Raw genomic sequence first — 21,648 nt, 5'->3', positions numbered from 1 at the left:
CGAGATCCTATTTCAAACAATCTACAATAGGTAACTATTTTAGCTAGTTTAGCTACTGTCGTCGCCGTCGACGCTCCCTGACGTCGTTCGCGGTCGGAAACGACTTTATCAGTCGATCCACGAGAAATCGATGGAGAACACGCCGTTGGTCGCCGGCGGAGCGGTCGCGATGCTACTGTTCGTTCTCGGAGCTCCGGCGCTCGTCGGACCGCTTTGAACGCCCCTGACCGGCTCCACCGCCGGGCACTCCCGCGAGGCCGTCGCCGGTGACCTCGATCCGCGCGCCGTCGTCGGCGTCCGCGACGGCGACGCGCCAGCCGTGGGCCTCCGCGATCTGGCCGACGATGTACATCCCGAACCCGGTGCCGTCGTCGGCGGTCGTGTACCCCGCGTCGAACACCAGATCGCGGTCCGCCTCCGCGAACCCGGGTCCGTCGTCGACGACCGCGAAGCCGTCCGCGAGCCCCTCGACGGCGACCCGGACGGCGTCGCCGCCGTGGCGAACGGCGTTGCCGAAGAGGTTCTCGAAGAGCTGTTTGAGCTTGTTCGGGTCGGCTCGAACGGTCCGGTCGACTTCGACCGACAGCGTCGCCTCCCCCGTCGCGACGTTCGTCCACGACTCGGCGGCCGCCGTCGCGAGGTCGACGCGCTCGAGAGCGGCCTCGGTGTGTCCCGACCGTGCGAACGAGAGCGACTCCTCGAGCAGCGACATCGCCCGGTCGAGGGCGCGCTCCGCGTGGTCGAGGTGGTCGTTTTCGGTCTCCTCACGGGCGAGAGTGATCCGGCCCTGCACGATATCGAGCGGGTTGCGAAGGTCGTGTGAGACGAGGCTCGCGAACTCGTCCAGCCGTTCGTTTCGCTCCCGGAGCTCCTCCTCGCGCGCGACTCGGTCGAGGGCCGCGGTGACCGACGCGGCGACGATCTCCACGAACGCCGCGTCGGTCTCGTCGAAGGCGTTCGGCTCGATCGACGAGACGATGAACACGCCGTGATCGCCCAACGGGTGGATGATCACGCTCCTGCTGGGCGTCTGCTCGGCCAGTCTCGACCGGTCGCGCACGTCGTGGATGATCCGCGCCTCGCCGCTGTCGAAGGCGTCCCACACCACCTCGCCGGTGAGGTCGTCCTCGTCGTCTCGATCGTAGCCGGGGAGTTCGTCGAACTCCTCGGCGACGCTGTCGGCGGAGGTAGCCAACTCCAGTCGCCGCCCGTCGTCGCACGTCAGGTGGACGCCGCTCAGATCCGCGCCGAGTACCTCCGAGGCGGTCTCGACAGCGATGTCGGCGATCGAGTCGGCGTCGTCGGCCGCCATCAGCGACCGCGTCCGCGACTGCAACTGTTCGAGCACGCGCTCGCGCTCGATCCGGTGGAGCACAGCCGTCGCGTGGCCCGCGAGGAGTCTCGCCAGCGACAGGTCCACCTCGCCGAAGGCGTCGCGCTCGGGCGAGCCGACGAGCAGCATGCCGTGGTCCCCGAGCGGCACCAGGATCTCGCTTTCGATCGGCGTGTCGGGGTTGTACGGTCCCGGCGACTCCGTGATCTCCTCGTACACCCGCGGCTCGCCCGCCCGATAGCACTCGCCGGCGCGTCCCTCGTCGACCGAGAACGTCGGCGGCGTGCCGATCACGGCCTCGGTCTCGTCGGTCCACGCGGCGGGGACCAGTCCGCCCGCCTCGGGGTCGTGCAGGTGGACGCCGGTGTACGGGAGATCGAGGATGCGGCGGACGGCGTCGACGACGATCTCGGCGACGGATTCAGCGGTCGTCGCCTCCAGCAACGCCGCCGTCACGTCGTGAAGCGACTCGATCGCCCGCTCGCGCTCGCGGCGTTCGGTGATATCGATGTACCAGGCGTACCAGCCGTCCGCTCGGCCGTCGCGGACGCCACGGGGGATCACGGACGCGATGAACAGCCGACGGCCGTCGGCGGTCGAGCGTTCGACCTCCCTGATGATCGCCTCGCCCTCGGCGACGCGCTCGCGGAACTCGGGGTGTACCTCGTCGTCCTCGGGAACGATCACGTCGTCGATGTCCGAGCCGACGAGTTCCTCGGCGGCCATCCCGAACGTCTCCTCGAAGGCCCGATTCACGTCGGCGATCCGGTGGTCGTCGCCGCCGCGCCTGATGTCGCCCTCGACGACCGGACTCGGCGCGTTCTCGAACAGCGCCTGCCTGCGGTCGCGCTCGTCGTGGAGCCGGTCGCGCACGTCGAACGAGTGGATGGCGTGTGCGACGTTGTCGCCGAGTTCGGCCAGCAGCTCGCGTTCCTCGGGGTCGAACGCGTTCGGTCGGTCGGCGTAGACCACGAGCGCGCCGAACAGCGTCTCCTCGTGCTCCAGAGGGATCGCGGCCGCCCCCCGGTAGCCCCGCTCGAGTGCCGTCTCGCGCCAGGGGATCGCCTCGCCGGCGGCGATGTCGTCGTCGACGACTACCTCCCGTCGGTCGAGGGCCCGCGCGCCGGGTTCGCGGTCGGCGATCGCGGCGTCGTCGCCTGCGCGGTCGCCGTCGCCTCCAGCGACCGCTCTGACGGTGTGATCGTCCGGGTCGGGCCCGCGGATCCACGCGAGCGCGTACGGGTCGGTGTCGACGACGGTCTCACAGACGCGGCGCTCTGCCGCCTCGCGGGAGGTGGCGCGAACCAGCGCCGCGTTGATCGCGGAGACGAGCCGGCGGATGCGAGCGGACTCGGCCGCCCGGCGGTCGGCGCGGTGGCGGTCGACCGTGTTGCGAACGCGGTTCGCGAGTAGTTCGTACTGTTCCGTGCCGGTGTCCTTCTGGAGGTAGTCGCTCGCGCCGGCGGCGATCGCCTCGCTCGCGACCTCCTCGCTCCCCTTCCCGGTGTAGAGGACGAACGGGAGATCGGGGCGATCGTCGCGGACGGCCCGGAGGAACTCGATCCCGTTCGTCCCGGGCATGTCGTAATCGGAGATCACGCAGTCGAACCGCTCGGTTTCGATCCGGTCGAGCCCCTCCTCGGCGCTCGAGGCAGTCTCGACGGCGATGTCCTCGTCGTAGCGCTCGAGATACGTCGCGGCGAGTTCGGCGAACTCCGCCTCGTCGTCGACGTGTAACACCCGGATCGGTTCGGCCATGTCGGATATCCGGGGATACCTGCCGACCCATATATACGTTCTCCTGACCGGACGGCGGCTCCTCGCGGACGACGGTATCTCCCGGGGACGGTAACACCGTTGTCACTCCGGGACATCGGTGTCCGCGAGCGCTTATCGGTCGCCGGCGAATATCATACTCCGCAGAAGCCACACGAGATCCACATGTCCCAACAGAAATCAGACTACGCAGACGATACTGAGATCGACGAATCGCTTGACCGACTTGCCGACGAGGAGACCGTCGATGAGACCGTCGCGAACCTGGAGGCGAACGGCTTCGAGGTCGTCGTCGTCGACTCGGCCGACGAGGCGCTCGCCGAGGTGCAGTCGATCGTCCCCGCCGGCGCGTCGGTGATGAACGGTCACTCGACGACGCTCGAGGAGATCGGCTTCGACGAGTACCTGAGCGACGGCGATCACGGCTGGGAGAGCCTCCCGGACGAGATCTGGAGCATCGACGACGACGAGGAGCGTCAGGCCGCTCGCCGAGAGGCGCAAACGGCCGACTACTTCCTCGGCGGCGTCAACGCGATCGCCGAGACGGGCGCGCTCGTCGCCGCTGACCGATCGGGAAGCCGCATCGGGGCGTACCCGTTCGCCGCCGGCAACGTCGTCATCGTCAGCGGCGTGAACAAGATCGTCCCGACGCTGGACGACGCGCTCGACCGGCTCGAGTCGGTCGCCTACCCGCTCGAGAACGAGCGCGCGAAGGAGGCGTACGGCGTCGACTCAGCCATCGCCAAGCAGCTGATCTTCCGGCAGGAACTCGAATCCGGTCGGACCACGGTCGTCCTCGTCCGCGAGCAGCTCGGCTACTGATCGGATCTGACCGATCGCCTTCCCGTTGATCCCCCGACCGTCCCGGCGAGTCGTTCCGCGTCCGTGCGTTCGTCTCCGTCGCGCGCTTCGACCCCGCCGTCGCGTGCTTCGACCGTGGTCGTCGCTATGTGACGCGATCACGGGCCGGTAGAGGGACCGGTCGGACATCGCTCACCGGAACGGTCGCGGAACCCGGGCCCCCGGCGGAGGACCTATGCATCGAAGACGGGAACCCGATCCCGCCGCAACATGATCGAACGCATCTGGCACGGGTGGGCGACTCCGGAAGACGCCGACGAGTACGAGCGACGACTCCGAGAACGGATCCTCCCCGAGTTCGCCGAGCAGGACATCGAGGGCTACCGCGGGGTCCGCGTGCTCCGGCGCGCTCGCGAGGACGACGTCGAGTTCGTCACGGCCATGCGATTCGAGTCCCTCGATGCAGTCAAACGGTTCGCGGGCGAGGACTACGAGTCCGCACACGTCCCGCCGGAGGCCCGCGAGGTCCTCGCTCGCTACGACGACCGGGCACGCCACTACGAACTACGCGAGGTCGAGACGTACTGAGCCGTCACCGACCGCGGAACGTGCGACAGAGTCGCGGTCCGGATCACCGCTCCCTCTCGGCGGACGGAGGACCACCGAGGGCGTCTTCTGCGGCCTCCCGAAGTCGCTCCACGTCGTCGTCGCGATAGCTCGCGTGCGTGGTTTCGACCGATTGGTGTCGGAGCACCTCCTGTGCCAACTCCGCGCTCGTGTCGTACAGCTCGTCGCCGAGTCCGCGCCGAGCACCGTGCGGGAGCAACGCCTCGCCGTCCTGCGTGACCCCGCTCTCCGCCGACAGGCGCTTGAGGAGCGTCCGCGCGCCGGTCGTCGAGATCGCCGGCGGAACCAGGTCGTGCTCGCGCAGCAGCGATCCGACTGTGTCCTTCGTCGGCTCCTCGTCGACGCCGTCGCTCCTCCGGACCACGTCGTACAGACTCGGGAGGTGGGCGGTCGGGAACACGGGCCACTCCTCGCTCGGCGGATCCTGTCGGCGACGGTGCGCGCGTAGTCGCTCGACTCCCGGGTTCAACAGCGGCGACTGCTGCCACTCCTGGGTCTTCCCGTACACGCGGAGGACGCCGGCGTCGAGGTCCACGTCGCGCCATCGGAGTCCCCGTCGACGGTCGTTCTGCGGGTCTCGAAAGAGTTCGGCCCCGCGGGCCCCGGAGTAGGCGAGCACGGCGACGAGCGCGCGGTCGCGGGTCGCGCGCTCCGCGTCGAGCCACTCGTTGTCGAGTGCGTCCTCGGTCCGCCAGTCCATCCATCGGACGATCGCCTCGCGCGTCTCGCTGCTCCAGAACTGTCGCCGGCCGTCGTCGCGGACGCCCACCGATTCCTCGGGGAGGGCGTCCGTCGCGACGGTCGACTTCGCGGGGTTGGACTCCAGGGCGTCGCGCTCGACGAGGTACGTGCAGAACGACCGGACGAGCGCGTAGTACTGGTGGGCGGTCCGCCCGGTGATCCCGGCATTCGGGTCCTCCTCCCGGGCCCACGCCCGCCGAGCGAGGTACCCCGCGTACTCTTCGAGGTGACGGACGCCGAGATCAGCGACCTCCCTGACGCCGCGGTCCCGGACGCGCTCGACGAACGCGCCGACGACGCGCTCGACTTCCCCGCGATGGCGTCCCGAGTCGCCCTTGCTCACGCTTGCGACGAACGCGTCGAACGCGTCGGACAGCGTCGTGCACGGACGGACACGCCCCGCCCGGTCTGATCCCGTCGTACCCATTCGGCTCCACCGAGGGCGCGGCCCCACTTCAAACCACTTGTGCTTAGTTGAGTAAGCTAATGTGGATCGTGAAAGACGGGATTCTGGGGTTTCAGCGTTTCTCGCGCGTACTATCGGCATATACTCCGAACTTTTGTTGTGCGTAAATTGCATAGCGCTATATCTAACCATCGCCTTCCGACGATCCACAGCTTCGGGAGAAAAGCCAGTCTCGGGGTGGAATCTCTGTCGGTTCGTGATCCCTCCGCTAAACCACCGGATTGAAGCGACCGAACGCGAAACCGGCTCACATATCCGCTGAGTCGATGAGCGAACCAAACGAGTCGCCACCGGCCGACCGCCTGCCCGAACTCCTCGAAACGGAGAGGGTCGAGGAGACTGCGGCATGTCTCGACCGGCTCTGCGCGGCTGAGACGGAGACTCGCAAGCGGACGCTGCGGGCGGTTCGGGACGTCGTCGCGGAGCGACCGCGTACTGCCGAAGACCTCGTCGGCCCGCTCTCGATGTTTCTGACCGACGACGACCGGGCGGTCAGGCTGACTACCGCAAAACTGTTCGTCTCGCTCGCTGAGACCGAGCCCGCGGTCGCTCTCCCGGCGATCGACCCCCTCGCCGACCGGCTGGCCGACGACGAGGAGTTCTATTACGTTCGAGCTCGCTGTGCCGAGGCGCTCGGCTACATTGGTCGCGAGCACCCAGAGGCGGTCAGCGACCCAGCGATCTTAGCCGACTTCCGCATCGGGCTGTCGTTCGACGAAGCGGAGGTCAAAGAGAAGTTGGCGAAAGCCCTGGAGTGCGTCGCACTCGGCGACCCGAGTCGGCTCCGTCACCAGGTGGAGTCGCTCGCCGAGCACCTCGTCGACGACGAAGTACTCGTTCGCTACCACCTCTGTACGGCGCTGACGGCCGTGGGTTGTGAGCACCCCGCGAAGCTCGCTTCAGCCCGCGATGCACTCGTGAGTCGGCTCACGGACGAGGGTGAGGACCCGTACGTTCGCGGACGGGCCGCCGAAGCGGTAGGGCTACTGCGCCGCGTCGACGGCGAGCGCGTCTCGTCTCCGGACGCTATCGATATCGACGACGAGGACGCCGCCGAGTTCGTGGCCCCGCGAGTGGCATTCCTCCGGGACGCGCGGGAGGACACGGCCGGTGGCGACGAGAAACGAGCGGTCGGTACGCTCGCGTCACTCCGTTCCGGCACCGAGGCGGTCGTCGAGGCGATGACGAGTCCGGACGGCGAGGCGTGCCCGTACTGCGGGCTCGAACTTCCGGAGGCCGGCCCACCGATGTGCCCACGGTGCGGCGCACCTCGCTAACCGACGCTTCAGGTTAGCCTAAAAATCGAGTGCTTTAATACCCGTTAGGCAAGCCTAAACCTCATGTCGAAAGACGGTGCACCACAAGCGGGACCGACGCGCAGGGACTGCGTGAAATACGGTGGGGCGGTCGTCGGCGGGGGACTGCTCGCCGGGTGTGCGGGGCAGTCCGATTCCGGATCGACACCGACCGATACGGAGGCCGACGAGCCATCCGATACCGAGACACCGACGCCGGAAGACGAGAGCTACTCGGTGACGATGTCGCCGGTCGGCACCGTCGAGTTCGACGCTCCACCGGAGCGCATGATCGCGTACGACCGGCAGTGGCTCCACATGGCGTACGAACTCGGCCACGGGGACGCCGTGGCCGGGTTCGACGACCCCGGCGGAACGTGGTTCACGCTCCACGAGTCGCTGCCGGGCGTCTCCTTCGAGACCGAACAGATCCAGAGCTTCGTCGGCGAGCAGGTCGACAAGGAACTCATCTACGAGATTGGGCCGGACCTCATCGCGATGGACCCCTACCGAGCGCCGACGCTCGAAGGGTTGGACGAGACCGATATCGAGGAGCTCCGACAGAACGTCGCACCGTTCTTCGCGAACCGCTACAGCGTCGACAGGGGGTACGAGGGTGACCGGCCGTACGAGTACTACACGCTGTACGAACTGTACGAGAAGTTCGCGCAGGCGCTCGGGGAGCAGGAGCGATTCGAGGCACTCAGACAGGTCGACGAGGAGCTGACCGAGACGATTCAGGCCGACCTCCCGCCGGAGAGCGAGCGGCCGACGGTGATGCAGGTCAGCTACTTCGACGGGAACTTCTACACGTACGACATCGAACAGGGCGGCTACGGAACCCGCCACTACCGGAACGTCGGCTCGAAGAGCGCCATTCGCGAGACGTACGGCGACGACGTTCCATTCGAGTTCGGGGGCACCGTCGATATGGAGACGATGCTGGAGATCGACCCCGATATCCTGATCCAAGGGTCCTCGCTGTTTTACCCCGAAATCGACGGAGTCAGCCACGAGGGTATCGTCGAGAGCGTCGAGAACGAGCCGGGTGCCCAGGATCTCACCGCCATCCAGAACGACGCCTTCTACCCCGGTGGGACGCCGTACGCCGGTCCGGTCGCGTACCTGTTCTACAGCGAACTGACCGCGAAGTACCTCTATCCCGAGACCTTCGGCGAGTATCCTGGCGTCGGCGAGATTCCTGAGGAAGAACAGCTGTTCGACCGTCAGCGCGTCTCGGAGATCGTCAATGGGGATATCTGACTATGAGCGACAACGATACTAATACGAGCGAGGTTCCGACGCGGCGGGACTACATAAAGTACGGCGGGACGGTCGTCGGCGGTGGGTTGCTAGCCGGCTGTGGGGGACAAAGCGACGGGGGATCAACGCCGACCGACACGGAAGTCGAAGAGTCAACCGCGACCGACACGTCGACGCCGGAAGATGAGAGCTACTCGGTTTCGATGTCACCGATGGGGTCGGTTGAGTTCGACTCCGTTCCGGAGACGGCCGTGAGCTTCGACGACCAGTGGGCGGATATGCTGGTCGCGCTCGGACAGGACGACCGGCTGATCGCCCACGGCCGACCCGGGAACATCATCACCGAATTCTACGACCAGCTCCCGGACGTCTCGTTCGATTCGGAGGGACTGACGACGCTGAGCGACAACATGAGCGTCGAGACGTTCTTCGAACTCGACGCCGACGTCCACCATCTCGATCCCCTCCGACTGGCTACTACCTGGGACGGATTCGAAGAATCCGATGTCGAAACGCTTCGAGATCAGATCAGCCCCTACTTCGCGAACCGGTACAGCGCCTATCGCAACTACACCGGAGACGAGTCCTACCAGTACTACTCGATCTGGGAGCTCACTCGGAAGTTCGCGGAGCTGTACCAGGTCCCCGACCGCGCTGCCGCACTAGAAGGGGTCTACGACGAGATGGTCGCCGAGATCCAGTCGAATCTCCCGCCCGAGAGCGAGCGCCCGCGCGTCGCACTCTCCGTCCACTTCGACGGAACGTTCTACGGCCAGCCGACCATCACCAACCCGGGGTTCGCCCGAGCACATATCAGACCGCTACAGCCCCGGAACGCCTTCGCGGAGCATCCGCAGTACGAGGGCTTCGGCGTCCAGTACGACATGGAGGCGATGCTCGAGGTCGACCCGGACGTGTTCATTCAGGCGTTGGGTCTGCAGTTCCCGGATCGGATCCCGCCGATCCGTGACCCCGAAGACGGGTCGGTCGCCGCGGAGGTGACCGCCTTCTCGAACGGTCGAGTGTACAACGGCGCGACCGGGTTCCAGGGCCCGTTGTACACGCTGTTCCAGACGGAGATGACGGCCAAGCAGATCTACCCCGAGCAGTTCGGCGAGTGGCGCGGGCTGGGTGAGACGCCCGAGAGTGAACAGCTGTTCGACCGCCAGCGCGTTGCAGACATCATCAATGGGAACTTCTGAGACCACCGAGTACGACGTCGTCGTCATCGGCGGCGGCCCGGCAGGCTGCTCGACGGCCGTCTTCACCGCTCGGTATGGGCTCGACACGCTCGTGCTGGATCGCGGGAACTCCTCGATCCAGCAATGTGCGTTCATCGAGAACTACCTGGGTTTCCCGGGCGGCATCGACGTGGAGACGTTCTACGCGATGAGCCAGGCGCACGCCGAACGCGTCGGCGCGACCGTCGCCGACGACATGGCGACCGACATCGCCGAGACGGGCGACGGTTTCCGCGTCGAGACGCAGGACGACGCGTACACGGCCGACCGCGTCGTCGCCGCATCGACCTACGACGTGAACTACCTCGAAGAGGTCCTCGGTGAGTACTTCCTCTCGGACGGCGGCGAGACGTGGCTCGACCCGGACCTCGCGGGCGAGCGGGGCGAGACGCCCGTCGACGGCCTGTGGCTCGCCGGCCCGACCGCCGGCGTCGAGAGCCAGATCGCCGTCGCCGTCGGACACGGGGCTCGCGTCGGGTTGGCCGTCGTCACCGACTACCGCCGGGTCGAAGAGGGACTGTGGGAGGCCGCTGCCGACCACACCGACTGGGTGGTCCAGCAGGGTCGCTACGCCGGCGACGACTGGCTCGAACGCAGCGCCGAGTACACCATCGAGTCGGCTCCCGACGAGCTGGACGACGAGTTCGTCCGGCGCAAAGCCCGCGAGCTCGCCACGGAACAACAGGAGTGGCAGATCGACGACGCCGAGGTCGAACGGCGTACAGAGCGAGCGCATCGTCGGCTTCTCGACCACGTCGACGACGAACTCATCCGTGACTATGCGTCCGATCTCGACACCCCAGAGGTGAGCGAATAGATGGCGACTGAAACCGCATCCGACGCCGACACACGCGGCTGGCGCGAGCAGTGGTTCGGCTGGTTCGACGGCTCGCTGTTCACGCTCATCGTCGGCAGTCTCGCGGTCATCGTCGGCGGCGGCCTCGTACAGGTGAGCTTCGGTGCGTTCTCGATGACCATCGTCGAGGCCTGGCAGGCCGTCTTCAATCCGCAGGTCATATTCAACACGGAAGCCTGGGAGGCGTGGATCCTCGGCGGTGAGGTGCCCGAGATGAACAAACGCAGCCTCATCGTCTGGAACATCCGGCTGCCGCGGGTGTTCGTCGGCGCGCTGGTCGGGATGAACCTCGCCGTCTCGGGTGCCATCTTCCAGGCGGTCACCCGCAACGAACTCGCCAGTCCGTTCATCCTCGGCGTCTCCTCCGGTGCCGGGCTGATGATCCTGCTGACCCTGGTCGTGTTCTCGGGGCTGTCGGCGTTCCTCCCGATCATCGCCTCCATCGGCGGGGCGATCGCGTTCCTGATCGTCTACGCCATCGCGTGGAAGAACGGGACCAGCCCCGTCCGGCTGGTGCTGGCGGGCGTCATCGTCGGCACCGTCTTCGGCAGCGTCCAGACGGCGCTGTTCTTCTTCGCCGACGACATCGGCGTCGTCCAGTCGGCCATCGCGTGGACCACCGGCTCGCTCACGGGCACCGACTGGGAACAGGTCCGGATGGCACTCCCGTGGACCATCGTGGCGATGGGACTCGCGCTCGTGAGTTCCCGCCAGCTGAACGTGCTCCTGCTCGGCGAGCAGACCGCGAGTTCGCTCGGGATGAGCGTCGAGAAGGTACGGTTCGCGCTCTCGGGCGTTGCCGTCCTGGCGGCGGCCGCGAGCATCGCCGTCGCGGGTATCGTCGGCTTCGTCGGCCTCATCGTCCCGCACATGGTGCGCAACATCGTCGGCAGCGACTACAAGAAGCTCGTCATCGGCTGCGTGTTCGCCGGTCCGGCGCTGATGGTCGCCGCCGACGTGGGAGCCAGACTCGCGCTCAATCCCGTCCAGATCCCCGTGGGTATCGTCACGGGACTGGTCGGCGGCCCATACTTCCTGTACCTGATGCGCAAGCAGGACAAGATGGGTGAAATCTGATGTCACAGGACCAGACCACGGATCCACGGACGAACGGGAGCGGTTCAGCGAGGGCGGACAACGAGCAGTCCGGCAGCGAAAGCGACGGCAGCCTCGACGGCGAGGAGCTCGTCCTCTCGTACCCCAGTAGCGACGGGCCCATCATCGACGGCGAGTCGATCACGGCCAAACCGGGTGCGGTCACGGCGCTGATCGGCCCGAACGGCTCCGGCAAGAGCACGCTCCTGAAGGGGCTGGCCGACCAGCTCGCACCCGACGCCGGCTCGGTGCTCGTCGACGGCCGGGCGATCGAGACGTTCGACAAGAAGGAACTCGCGCGAACGATGGGGCTGCTCTCCCAGGAGAGCACGTCGCCGAACAGCATCACCGTCGAGGACCTCGTCTACCACGGTCGCTACCCGCACCGCGGGTTCTTCGAGAGCGCCACCGACGAGGACGAGGAGGCCGTCGAGCGAGCCATGGAGCTTGCCGGCTGTCAGCACCTGTGCGACCGCGAGGTCGGGAGCCTCAGCGGCGGGCAGAAACAGCTGGCGTGGATCGCGATGGTGCTCGCCCAGGACACCGACGTCCTCCTCCTGGACGAGCCGACCACGTTCCTCGACCTCCACCACCAGCTCGAAGTGATGGAGATCATCGAGACGCTGCGTGAGGAAAGCGACATCACCGTCGTCGTCGTTCTCCACGACATCCAGCAGGCCGCGCGGCTCGCCGACGAGATGGTCGCACTCAAGGAGGGCGCGATTCAGGCGCGCGGGACGCCCGAGGAGGTCGTCACCGAGGAGTTGCTTGGTGACGTGTTCGAGATCGACGCGGAGGTTGACCTGACTCCGCGTGGGCCCCGTATCGAACCACTCCGGCCTCGCCACGACGATGACGAACGGAAGCGGCCGACTGAACGTGTCGCCCAGGCTGACGGCGGGGACGGCTGATGGCCGCCAGCGACGAGTTCGAGACCGAACTGGACGCCTACCGCGAGCAAGTCGAGCGCCCGCTCTGGCGACTGTTCCGCGCCTATACGCCCGACCACGCGCTGTGGCTCACGATCGGCCTGGTCACGAGCGTACTCGCGTACGGGACGGTGCTCGTGACGCCGATCGTCCTCGGGACGACCATCGACGCGGTGTTCACCCAGGAGAGCGCGTACGCGCTGCCGCTCGTGCCCGACGCGTGGCTCCCGATCGGACAGGAGGCGCAGTTCTGGTTCTCGACGGGCGTCGTCGCCGCTGCGCTGCTCGGGGGTGCGCTTCTCCAGTGGGTGCGTGGCGTCGCGATCAACTACTTCGCCCACGGCGTGATGTACGCGATCCGGGTCGACGCCTACGAGAAGATGCAGCGCCTGGACATGACCTTCTTCGACAACAAGGAGACGGGGGAGGTGATGTCCATCCTCAACAACGACACGTCGAACCTGGAAACGTTCTTCGACAACGCGCTGGGCGACTCGGTCCGGATCGGCGTGATCGTCGTCGGCGTGACGACGGCGTTGCTGTACACGAACCGCCAGCTCGCGCTGGTGACGCTCGGCGCGGTGCCGCTGCTGGTCGGGTTCACCTGGTGGTTCATGCGCGTCATCGAACCGCGGTACACCCGTCACCGTGAGACCATCGGGGACCTCAACACCCGCATCGAGAACGGCCTCAGCGGGATCGAACTCGTCAAGACCACGAGCACCGAGGAGTACGAGAACGACCGCGTGCGCCGCGTCTCGCGGGACGTCTTCGACGCGAACATGGACGTGTTGAAGCTGAGCTACTTCTACCGGCCGGGGATGGAACTCATCACGGGCGCGGCGCTGCTCGCGACGTTCGTCCTCGGCGGCCTGTGGGTGTTCTCCGGGCCGCCGCTGTTCTTTTCGGGGGAGTTGACGACCGGCGATTTCGTCGTGTTCATGCTGCTCACCCAGCGGCTGACCGGGCCGATGGCCCAGCTGTCGAGCATCGTCGACTGGTACGAGAACGCTAAGGCGTCGGGCAAGCGTATCTGCGGGCTGATGGACGTGCCCGTCCGCATCGAGGACGCGCCGAACGCCATCGCGCTGGAAGATGTCGAAGGCCGCGTGGAGTACGACGACGTGACCTTCGCCTACGACGACGGCGAGACGGTGCTCAACGGCGTCGACATCGAGGCCGGTTCGGGCGAGACGGTTGCCATCGTCGGCCCGACCGGGGCTGGGAAGTCCACGGTCGCCAAACTGCTCCTGCGGCTGTACGATGTGAGCGACGGTGCCGTCCGGGTCGACGGCCACGACGTACGGGACGTGCGACTCACGGACCTCCGTTCCTCGATCGGCTACGTGAGCCAGGACACGTTCCTGTTCGACGGGACAGTCGCCGAGAACATCCGCTACGGCCGGTTCGATGCCGACCGCGAGGATGTCGTCGCCGCGGCGGAGGCGGCGGAGGCCCACGGCTTCATCCAGGGGCTCTCGGAGGGCTACGATACGCGGGTCGGCGAGCGCGGCGTGAAACTCTCGGGCGGGCAGCGCCAGCGAATCGCCATCGCCCGGACGGTGTTACAGGATCCCGAGATCCTGCTGCTCGACGAAGCGACGAGCGCGGTCGACACGGAGACGGAGTACCTGATCCAGCGGTCGCTCGACCGGCTGGCGGCCGACCGGACGACGCTGGTGATCGCCCACCAGCTCTCGACGGTGAAGGACGCCGACACCATCGTCGTGCTGGACGACGGCGAGGTGGTCGAACGTGGTAGCCACGAGGAGCTACTGGCCGCCGATGGACTGTACGCGAACCTCTGGGGCGTGCAGGCCGGCGAGATCGAGTCGCTGCCCGAGGAGTTCCTGGAACGGACGGCGGAGTCCGCTGTCGAGCGGTGAATCTCGGGATCCGCCGTTTCGGTAGCTTTTTGTATTTTTAGGTGGGCCTAAAACGTATGGCAGACGACGCTAGTGAACATGAGGCACCGACGCGGCGTGACTACATGAAGTACGGCGGGACGGTCGTCGGCGGGAGCCTGCTCGCCGGCTGTGCGGGTCAGTCGGATTCCGGAGCGACACCGACCGAGACTGAATCCGGAACCGATCAGGACACAGACACACCGACCGAGGAAGAAAGGCAAACTTCCTACGAAGCCTGTATCGAGCCCAACGGCTGCTACACGTTCGAGGAGGTGCCAGAGTCAATCGTCACCTACGAGCAGACCGTGACTGACATGCTCATCGCGCTAGACCGAACCGAGAACCTGCTCGCGACCGCAATCCCGGACCGCTACCCGGCCGAGTATCTGGAACAGCTTCCTGGCGTCTCCTTCGATTCGAGTTCCGTTGAGAATTCGGTTGGGGTCGAAGGGAAAGAACCGTTCTACGAGTGGGATGCCGATATTCACATCCTCGATCACCGAAACGCGAAGAATCGGTTCGGTCTCGAAGACTCCGATATCGGAGAGCTCGAAGAGAACCTCGGCCCCTTCTACGGGTCGTACCTGCGGCGACCTGATTACGAGGGGGGTGTGTACTACGACTTGTTCGAGGGATTCCAGAGGGTCGCACAGGCGTTCCAAGAGCAACCGAACGCCGAAGCCCTCTCAGAATTCCACACCGAGTTGGTCGACGAGATTCGTAACGAGCTTCCGCCGGTTTCCGAGCGTCCATCGGTGGCGTATATGAACACGAACTTTTGGGATGACGGACAGACAGTATTTGTCTGGGAACTGGGACTCCCTGGCGCGCAGTACGGACCGTTCCGAGACCTTGAGATCGAGAATCATAGCGCCTTTTCCGGTTACCACGAAGGGAAAGAAGGTATCAATTTCCAGGCTGACTTCGAACTCCTCTTAGATGTTGATCCAGAGGTGATTATTTATCACGGCGGCCTCGGGAACCTCCGCGATCCGGAGCGAGATTACGAGCTGATGGTCGGATCACTACAAGACGATCCCGTTGCAAGTCAAGTGACCGCCGTCGAAGAGGATCGGATCTACCCGATCCACGGCGGGGTGCAGGGACCGGTCGGTCGTCTCTTCCAGACAGAATTGTTTGCGAAGGTGCTGTACCCGGACCTCTTCGGTGAACATCCCTACGCGGAGCCGCCGTACGATCGCCTGACCGAGCCGCTCCCGGAGGAGCACCGCCTGTTCGACCGCCAGCGGCTTGCGGACATCATCAACGGGGATATCTGAACAATGAGCGATAACAACACCAGCACGACGGAAGCACCGACACGGAGAGACTATATGAAATACGGCGGCGCGGTCGTGGGCGGCGGCCTGCTCGCCGGCTGTACCGGCGACGGCGCTGGCGACGCCCCCGAGGGGAACACCTCGACCGAAGACGAGACGACGGACGGGGAGACGGAGGACGCCGAGGATCAGTCCTACTCGGTGACGATGGAGCCGATGGGCGAGGTCACCTTCGAGTCGGTCCCGGAGCGGGCCGTCGTCTACGACCCGCAGTGGGCGGACCATCTGGTCGCGCTCGGCCAGCAGGACGCGATCGCTTCGCTCGGGTTCTCGGACGGGTACTACACCGGGTACGTCGAGGCGCTCCCCGGCGTCTCGGTCGACGTCGACGACCTCCCGGGACTGTGGGACAGCGGACTCGACAAAGAGCAGTTCTACGAACTCGACGGCGACGTCCACCACGTCGATCCGTGTCGGTTCACCTCGTTCGACTCCGGGTTGGACCGCGAGGACTTCGAGGAACTCGAGGAGAACGTCGGGCCCTTTTTCGCCAATCGGTTCAGTCGGGCACACGGCGAGCCGCCGGAGTGGTGTCGCGACTCCTACGAGTTCTACTCGCTGTGGGAGCTCCTCGACGCGTTCGCGGAGGTGTACCAAGTCGAGAGCAGGAGTGAGGCGCTCACGGAGGTCCGCGACGAGATGCTGGACTCCATCTACGCCGAGCTGCCGCCGGAAGAGGAGCGCCCGGTCGTCGGGCTGGTCGTGTACAACCCGGACGAGGAGTCGTTCTCCCCGTATCGGCTGAACGGTCCGGGGTTCGGAAAGGCGCACACGCGACCGCTTCGCGCGCGGGACGCGTTCGCGGACAGCGACAAGACATACGCCGAGAACTACGAGGGAGCCTACGATATGGAGGGAATGCTGGAGGTCGACCCAGACGTGCTCCTCCACAACTTCGACTGGACGAACGGAACCGAGGAGATGCGAGAGCGGACGGAGGCGTTCTTCGCACTCGACGAACACCCCGTCGGACGGGAGCTGACCGCGGTACAGAACGACCGCATCTACGCGACCGGGTCCGCGCTACAGGGCCCGATCATGAACCTCTTCCAGGTCGAGCTGTCGGCGAGACAGATCTACCCGGAGCTGTTCGGACAGGCACCGGAGCCGGGCGACGTGGCCGGGCTCGGTGAGTTGTTCGACGCTCAGCGCGTCGCGGACATCGTCAACGGAGATATCTGATAATGAGCGGCGAGAGGACTCGGCGCGGGGAACCGACGCGCAGAGACACGATCAAGTCAGCCGGGACCGTCGCTGTCGGCGGACTGCTCGCCGGCTGTACGGGCGGTGACGCCGAGAACGACCTCGACGACGGTGGTTCGGACACCGCCGACGCCGAGACGAGCGATGCGGATGGGGGCACAACGACGGATGGCCCCGAGACGACCAGCTACGAGGCCTGTATCGAACCGGCCGGTTGTCTGACCTTCGAAGAAGTGCCCGAGACGTACGCCGTCTACAACGGCGCGTGGGCGGACATGGCGTTCGCGCTCGGACAGCGCGACGGCTTCCTCACCGCCGGCAACATGATCCCGGGGTTCTTTTTCGAGCCGTTCGGTCTCGACGTTCCCCCACAGGGCGACCTTCCGTCGATGTGGTCCGAAGGAGGCTGGGACAAGGAGAGCTTCTACGAGCTCGACCCGGACGTGTTCCTCATCGATCCGAACTACCTCCACGGGACCGGCTGGGACGGCTCGTGGGACCAGTCGGACACCAAAGAGATCAACGACACCGTCGCCCCGTTCTTCGGGAACAACTCGCGACGCCGGCGAGAGTTCCACGACTACAAGCTGTACACGCTGTATGAGGCGTTCGACCGGCTCGCCGACCTCTTCCAAGAGCGCGAGCGCTACGAGGCGTTCGCCGAGGTCCACGAGGAGGTCCAGACGGAGATCACGGACCGACTTCCGCCCGAGAGCGAGCGACCGGAAGTCGGACTGATCAACGGCGGTTCCGACCCGAACGCCGGGCAGTTCTACCCGCTGAACACGAAAGACGAGGGGTACGAGATGAAGCCGTACCGGGATCTCGACGTGAAGAGCGCCTTCTCACAGGACCTGGAGGAGGGCGGTCAGATCGACTACGAGCGCCTGCTCGACATCGATCCCGAGATCATCATCGTTCACTGGGGGATCGGGACGACGGGCGATACCGATTCGTTCTCCGCGGAGGCGTTTCGGGACCAGTATGTGACGCCGATGGAGGACGATTCCGTCGGGAGCGAACTCACCGCAGTCACGGAGGGGAACGTCTACCCCGGCGCGTACGGCGAGCAGGGCCCGATCGTCAACCTCCTACAGACCGAAATGAAGGCCCAGCAGCTGTATCCCGAGGAGTTCGGCACGTTCGACCCCGAGGCCTTCCCGGAGGTGCCCGAAGAGAACCAGCTGTTCGACCGACAGCGGGTACGAGATATCATCGCGGGTGATCTGTGAATGCGAGCCCGGGAGTGGGTCATCGCGGATTCGTTCGGTGCTCCCTCGGAGTACGGGATCCCGGATCCACCGACGGTTCAGGTCTGTCGTCTCGAGTGCGGTGGAATCGGTCTGTCGGCGGCAAACGAGGAGCCGTTCATCACGGCGGAACGGCCGGTACCACTCCGTCGATAGCATGACCACCAAACCCACACGGACGCCCGCGACCGACCCGGACTCCCCGATCGAACACGACGTCGCGGTCGTCGGCGGTGGGGCCTCCGGCCTCGCGGCCGCCGTGTTCGTCGCCCGCTACGGCCTCGACACGACGGTGTTCGACGGCGGGAAGGCGGCGATCACGCAGTGTGCACACGTCGAGAACTACCTCGGCTTCCCGGGCGGGATCAGCCCGAACAGATTCCTCGACCTGGGTCGAGCGCACGCCACCCACGAGGGTGTGGAGGTCGTCGACGACCGCGTCACGGCGGTTCGACCGCACGAGAACGAGGGCGCGTTCCTCGTCGAAACGGCCGAACGGGAGTGTCTCGCCGAACGAGTCGTCGTCGCGGCCGCATACGACGAGACCGTGCTCGCGCCGGTCGCCGAGGCACTCGACGAGTCGGAGGACGTGGAGGCCGACGCCGACGACCTGTTCGTCCCGACCGACGACGGCAGAACGGCGGTGGACGGACTGTACGTCGCCGGGTGGATGAGCGACGAGACCGCCCATCAAGTCGGGATCAACGCCGGACACGGTTCGCGGGTCGGTCTGACACTCGCCCGCGACCACATGAGCGAGCGCTACTGGCCGGCGGTCGGCGAGCGCTACGTCGACTGGGTCGTCCACGACGGCCGCTACGGTGGCGAGGGCTGGGACGAGCACGTCGACGAGTGGTTCGATCGAGAGATGCTCCCGGCCGACCACGACCTCGACTCGGAGGCCATCGCGGCCGCACGCGAGGACCTGAAGGCGGAGTTCCTCGGTCGGTGTCTCGACGAGGACGAACGGCGGCAACGAGACCGCGCGGGACAGCGGGAACTGCTCGAACACGTCGACGACGATCTGATTCGGGAACACGTAACCGAACTCGAAGGGACGGACACCACACATGCAAACTGAACGCTACGATACCACGATAGTCGGCGGCGGCGTCGCCGGCCTCTCGGCGGCCGTCTTCACGGCCCGTCACGGGCTGGACACCCTCGTCGTCGATTCGGGCGAGTCGATCCTCCGACGCAACGCACATCTCGAGAACTTCCCCGGCTTCCCCGCCGGCGTCAACGCCCGTCAGTTGCTCGACCTGCTCGGTGAACAGGCCGAAGCGGCCGGCTGTGAGCGCGTCGAGGACACGGTCGTCCGCCTCGAAGAGAACGACGACGAAACGGGGTTCACGGTCGAGACCGAAGGCGGGGACCGGTACCACGCCGAATACGTCGTCGCGGCGACGAAGAACACGGTCGACTATCTCGATGGCGTCGACGGCGTCGGCATCATCGACCGCGGGAAGGCGTTCATCGACACCGACGAGCGCGGTCGAACGGGTGTCGAGGGCCTGTACGCGGCCGGCCGGCTCGCCGAAAAGCCCCACCAGGCGATCGTCTGTGCCGGACACGGCGCGGAGGTCGGCGTGGCCATCCTCGAGGACGACGAGCGCCCGTTCTACCACGACTGGGTCGCACCGGAGGGGTACTTCACGGACCGAGGGCGCGACCTCCCGCCCGGCTGTGAGGAGATCGACGACGACGACCGACGCGCGCTGGAACTGCGGTCGCTGGAGACGATGCGCGACCGCTTCGCCGAACCGCATCCCGACGAGCAGGTCACCCACCCGACTCTCAGCGACGAGTAGCCGTTCGAGACACCACATAACCCCGCCATGGTCGGCCCCACACTCATCGACAGCAGAGAACAGATCGGAGGCCTGGTAGCCGATGACGGTCCGTATCGCGTCGTCCGCGGCCGTACGGATGACCGGCCGGTCCGCGTCGCGGGTGGCGTCCTCGAGACGCTCTCCGATACGGGCGCGGGAGACGTGGAAACCGCGGTCCGACCGGGACGCGTACCATGACCATCGACACCCACATCGAGCACGCGCAGGCCCGCGTTCGGACCGAGCAAGAGGCCGCCGACGCGAGGCTGGACGCCTACGAGACCTTCATCCGTCGAGTACGGGGCCTGGAGACCGAGCGGACGTCGGCATCGGCGGGAAGTGCCGCAGTCGTCGGAACCACTCACCTCACGGCAGATACAGTCAGTACTGATCGCTGTCGCACGGTGCGGAACGCCTTCGCCGAGACGATCCCTCCCCACAGCGTCGCCGACACCGACGGCTCCGAACCGCTTCTGGAGACGATCCGCGAGGAGTTCACCGATACGATCGCAGTAGCACTCGCACCGACGACGGACGCCTCGCTGACTCCCGACCTCAAGCGGATGGTGGTTGCGGAAGCGCGGTCACGGCGGTCGGAGACCGCGGCCTTGCAGACGGCGCTCGGTCGAGAGACGGAACAGCTTGCGGACGCAGCCGCGACGGTCGACGACATCGTGGCGTGGATCGTCGAGGCGAACGAGACGCCGCTGACCGACCGGGGGTTCGACGCGCTCAAACAGCGCCACGAGACGCTAGCCAGCCATCGCGACCGCTGTGAGGACGTGGCCCGCGAGCGACAGGCGTTTCTCCGAGGGACGACGAACGACGGGTTCGACGCTGGCATCCGCCACCGACGCCTCGTCCCGTATCTCTACCAGGAGCTTCCCGTCGACCATCCGGTGCTGGCGACGGTGACAACCCTCGATGAGACGTGTCGATCATGTCAATCGGCCGTGCGAGACCAGTTAGTCCGGAGGGCCTAACCGATGGGCAACAGGCCTCAGCGACGGCGAGCACACGCGTGGGCACGGGTATCGATCTCGATCCGTGGGCCCGATGCCGAGGGCGGAGAGACCGGGACGAAGTCGACCGACGCGCCGATTCGTCACCGCAGGAGACAGCAGACGGGGCTAAGACGAGATGAGTAGCGCAGACCAGTACCTCCTGGCCGTGTACATCGAATCGCAGCAGACCGGGGCTCCGGCCTCGTCCGGAGCCGTGGCCGACCGGCTGGCGAGATCCCAAGCGTCGGCGACGGAGATGCTTCATCGGCTTGACGACCAGGGGCTGGTGGTGTACGAACCGTACGACGGGGCGACGCTCACCCCAGCGGGCCGCGACCGGGCGGAAGCGCTCCACGACTCGTACGTGACGCTGTCGTGGTTCTTTCGGAGCGTGCTCGAGTTGGAGACTCACGAGTCGGAGGCGATGGAACTGGCCGGCGTGATCGACCCGAGCGTGGCAGAGCGACTCACGACTGTGTTGCCGATCGGGAACCCGCGGTCGGAGGGCGATCAGTAACCCAAATCGCACCCGAGGACGATCGGCGGGGTCGTGAACTCGGTTCGAGGATCTCGATCGAGCCGATCGCACCGGTCGGAGTCGAGACGCGGGCGGAATTCAACAGTCGCTCGCAGACGGCGACTTCCCGAACGTACTGAGGGCCACGCGTATTACGAACGAAGAAAACTAT

The 21,648-nt window shown here is 66.2% G+C and carries 18 protein-coding genes; 16 read left to right on the top strand and 2 right to left on the bottom strand.

Features of this window, described 5'->3' with window-relative positions:
• Positions 1 to 172: 172 nt before the first annotated feature.
• Positions 173 to 3,091 (bottom strand): GAF domain-containing protein, encoded by a 2,919-nt coding sequence (locus Hbl1158_RS15845; protein WP_234299621.1) that lies wholly within the window; start codon positions 3,089 to 3,091, stop codon positions 173 to 175.
• A 183-nt stretch (positions 3,092 to 3,274) separates the two neighbouring features.
• Between Hbl1158_RS15845 and Hbl1158_RS15840 the strand changes: the two genes are divergently transcribed.
• Positions 3,275 to 3,931 carry a lactate utilization protein gene (locus Hbl1158_RS15840; protein ID WP_234299620.1) on the top strand — a complete coding sequence of 219 codons (657 nt, stop codon included), beginning with the start codon at positions 3,275 to 3,277 and terminating at the stop codon, positions 3,929 to 3,931.
• A 249-nt stretch (positions 3,932 to 4,180) separates the two neighbouring features.
• Complete coding sequence (locus Hbl1158_RS15835) at positions 4,181 to 4,498, top strand: antibiotic biosynthesis monooxygenase (RefSeq protein ID WP_234299619.1); 318 nt, start codon at positions 4,181 to 4,183, stop codon at positions 4,496 to 4,498.
• A gap of 43 nt (positions 4,499 to 4,541) precedes the next feature.
• On the opposite strand, the gene Hbl1158_RS15830 is transcribed toward Hbl1158_RS15835, so the two are convergent.
• Positions 4,542 to 5,705, bottom strand: coding sequence for a tyrosine-type recombinase/integrase (locus Hbl1158_RS15830; protein WP_234299618.1), 1,164 nt, complete (start codon positions 5,703 to 5,705; stop codon positions 4,542 to 4,544).
• A gap of 305 nt (positions 5,706 to 6,010) precedes the next feature.
• Here Hbl1158_RS15830 and Hbl1158_RS15825 point away from each other — a divergent pair, with 305 nt between their 5' ends.
• The 14 genes from Hbl1158_RS15825 to Hbl1158_RS15760 all read left to right on the top strand — a co-directional run bounded on the left by Hbl1158_RS15825 (position 6,011) and on the right by Hbl1158_RS15760 (position 21,476).
• On the top strand, positions 6,011 to 7,021 hold the full coding sequence (locus Hbl1158_RS15825; RefSeq protein WP_234299617.1) for a hypothetical protein: 1,011 nt from the start codon (positions 6,011 to 6,013) through the stop codon (positions 7,019 to 7,021).
• A 111-nt stretch (positions 7,022 to 7,132) separates the two neighbouring features.
• Complete coding sequence (locus Hbl1158_RS15820) at positions 7,133 to 8,302, top strand: ABC transporter substrate-binding protein (protein ID WP_234299616.1); 1,170 nt, start codon at positions 7,133 to 7,135, stop codon at positions 8,300 to 8,302.
• A 212-nt stretch (positions 8,303 to 8,514) separates the two neighbouring features.
• Positions 8,515 to 9,504, top strand: coding sequence for an ABC transporter substrate-binding protein (locus Hbl1158_RS15815; protein ID WP_234299615.1), 990 nt, complete (start codon positions 8,515 to 8,517; stop codon positions 9,502 to 9,504).
• Positions 9,491 to 10,360 carry an NAD(P)/FAD-dependent oxidoreductase gene (locus tag Hbl1158_RS15810; RefSeq protein ID WP_234299614.1) on the top strand — a complete coding sequence of 290 codons (870 nt, stop codon included), beginning with the start codon at positions 9,491 to 9,493 and terminating at the stop codon, positions 10,358 to 10,360. The genes Hbl1158_RS15815 and Hbl1158_RS15810 overlap by 14 nt, the downstream gene beginning before the upstream one ends.
• Positions 10,361 to 11,476: an iron ABC transporter permease gene (locus tag Hbl1158_RS15805; RefSeq protein WP_234299613.1), complete on the top strand. Its 1,116-nt coding sequence runs from the start codon at positions 10,361 to 10,363 to the stop codon at positions 11,474 to 11,476.
• On the top strand, positions 11,476 to 12,405 hold the full coding sequence (locus Hbl1158_RS15800; RefSeq protein ID WP_234299612.1) for an ABC transporter ATP-binding protein: 930 nt from the start codon (positions 11,476 to 11,478) through the stop codon (positions 12,403 to 12,405). The genes Hbl1158_RS15805 and Hbl1158_RS15800 overlap by 1 nt, the downstream gene beginning before the upstream one ends.
• Complete coding sequence (locus tag Hbl1158_RS15795; protein ID WP_234299611.1) at positions 12,405 to 14,309, top strand: ABC transporter ATP-binding protein; 1,905 nt, start codon at positions 12,405 to 12,407, stop codon at positions 14,307 to 14,309. Before Hbl1158_RS15800 ends, Hbl1158_RS15795 begins: the two co-directional genes overlap by 1 nt.
• 56 nt (positions 14,310 to 14,365) lie before the next feature.
• On the top strand, positions 14,366 to 15,610 hold the full coding sequence (locus Hbl1158_RS15790) for an ABC transporter substrate-binding protein (RefSeq protein ID WP_234299610.1): 1,245 nt from the start codon (positions 14,366 to 14,368) through the stop codon (positions 15,608 to 15,610).
• 54 nt (positions 15,611 to 15,664) lie between these two features.
• Positions 15,665 to 16,852, top strand: coding sequence for an ABC transporter substrate-binding protein (locus tag Hbl1158_RS15785; protein ID WP_234299609.1), 1,188 nt, complete (start codon positions 15,665 to 15,667; stop codon positions 16,850 to 16,852).
• 2 nt (positions 16,853 to 16,854) lie between these two features.
• Positions 16,855 to 18,105 carry an ABC transporter substrate-binding protein gene (locus Hbl1158_RS15780; RefSeq protein ID WP_234299608.1) on the top strand — a complete coding sequence of 417 codons (1,251 nt, stop codon included), beginning with the start codon at positions 16,855 to 16,857 and terminating at the stop codon, positions 18,103 to 18,105.
• 175 nt (positions 18,106 to 18,280) lie between these two features.
• A complete protein-coding gene (locus Hbl1158_RS15775; protein WP_234299607.1) occupies positions 18,281 to 19,204 on the top strand; it encodes an FAD-dependent oxidoreductase in 924 nt (307 codons plus the stop codon).
• Entirely contained in the window at positions 19,194 to 19,934 is a 741-nt protein-coding gene (locus Hbl1158_RS15770; protein ID WP_234299606.1) for an FAD-dependent oxidoreductase, read from the top strand. Before Hbl1158_RS15775 ends, Hbl1158_RS15770 begins: the two co-directional genes overlap by 11 nt.
• 215 nt (positions 19,935 to 20,149) lie before the next feature.
• Entirely contained in the window at positions 20,150 to 20,938 is a 789-nt protein-coding gene (locus Hbl1158_RS15765; protein ID WP_234299605.1) for a hypothetical protein, read from the top strand.
• Between the two features lie 157 nt (positions 20,939 to 21,095).
• A complete protein-coding gene (locus tag Hbl1158_RS15760; protein ID WP_234299604.1) occupies positions 21,096 to 21,476 on the top strand; it encodes a metal-dependent transcriptional regulator in 381 nt (126 codons plus the stop codon).
• Positions 21,477 to 21,648: the final 172 nt, after the last annotated feature.

The sequence above is a fragment of the Halobaculum sp. CBA1158 genome (assembly GCF_021431925.1).
Classification (GTDB): domain Archaea; phylum Halobacteriota; class Halobacteria; order Halobacteriales; family Haloferacaceae; genus Halobaculum.
Note: the sequence above shows the minus strand (reverse complement) of the source record. Positions and strands in the feature narration are given on the sequence as shown.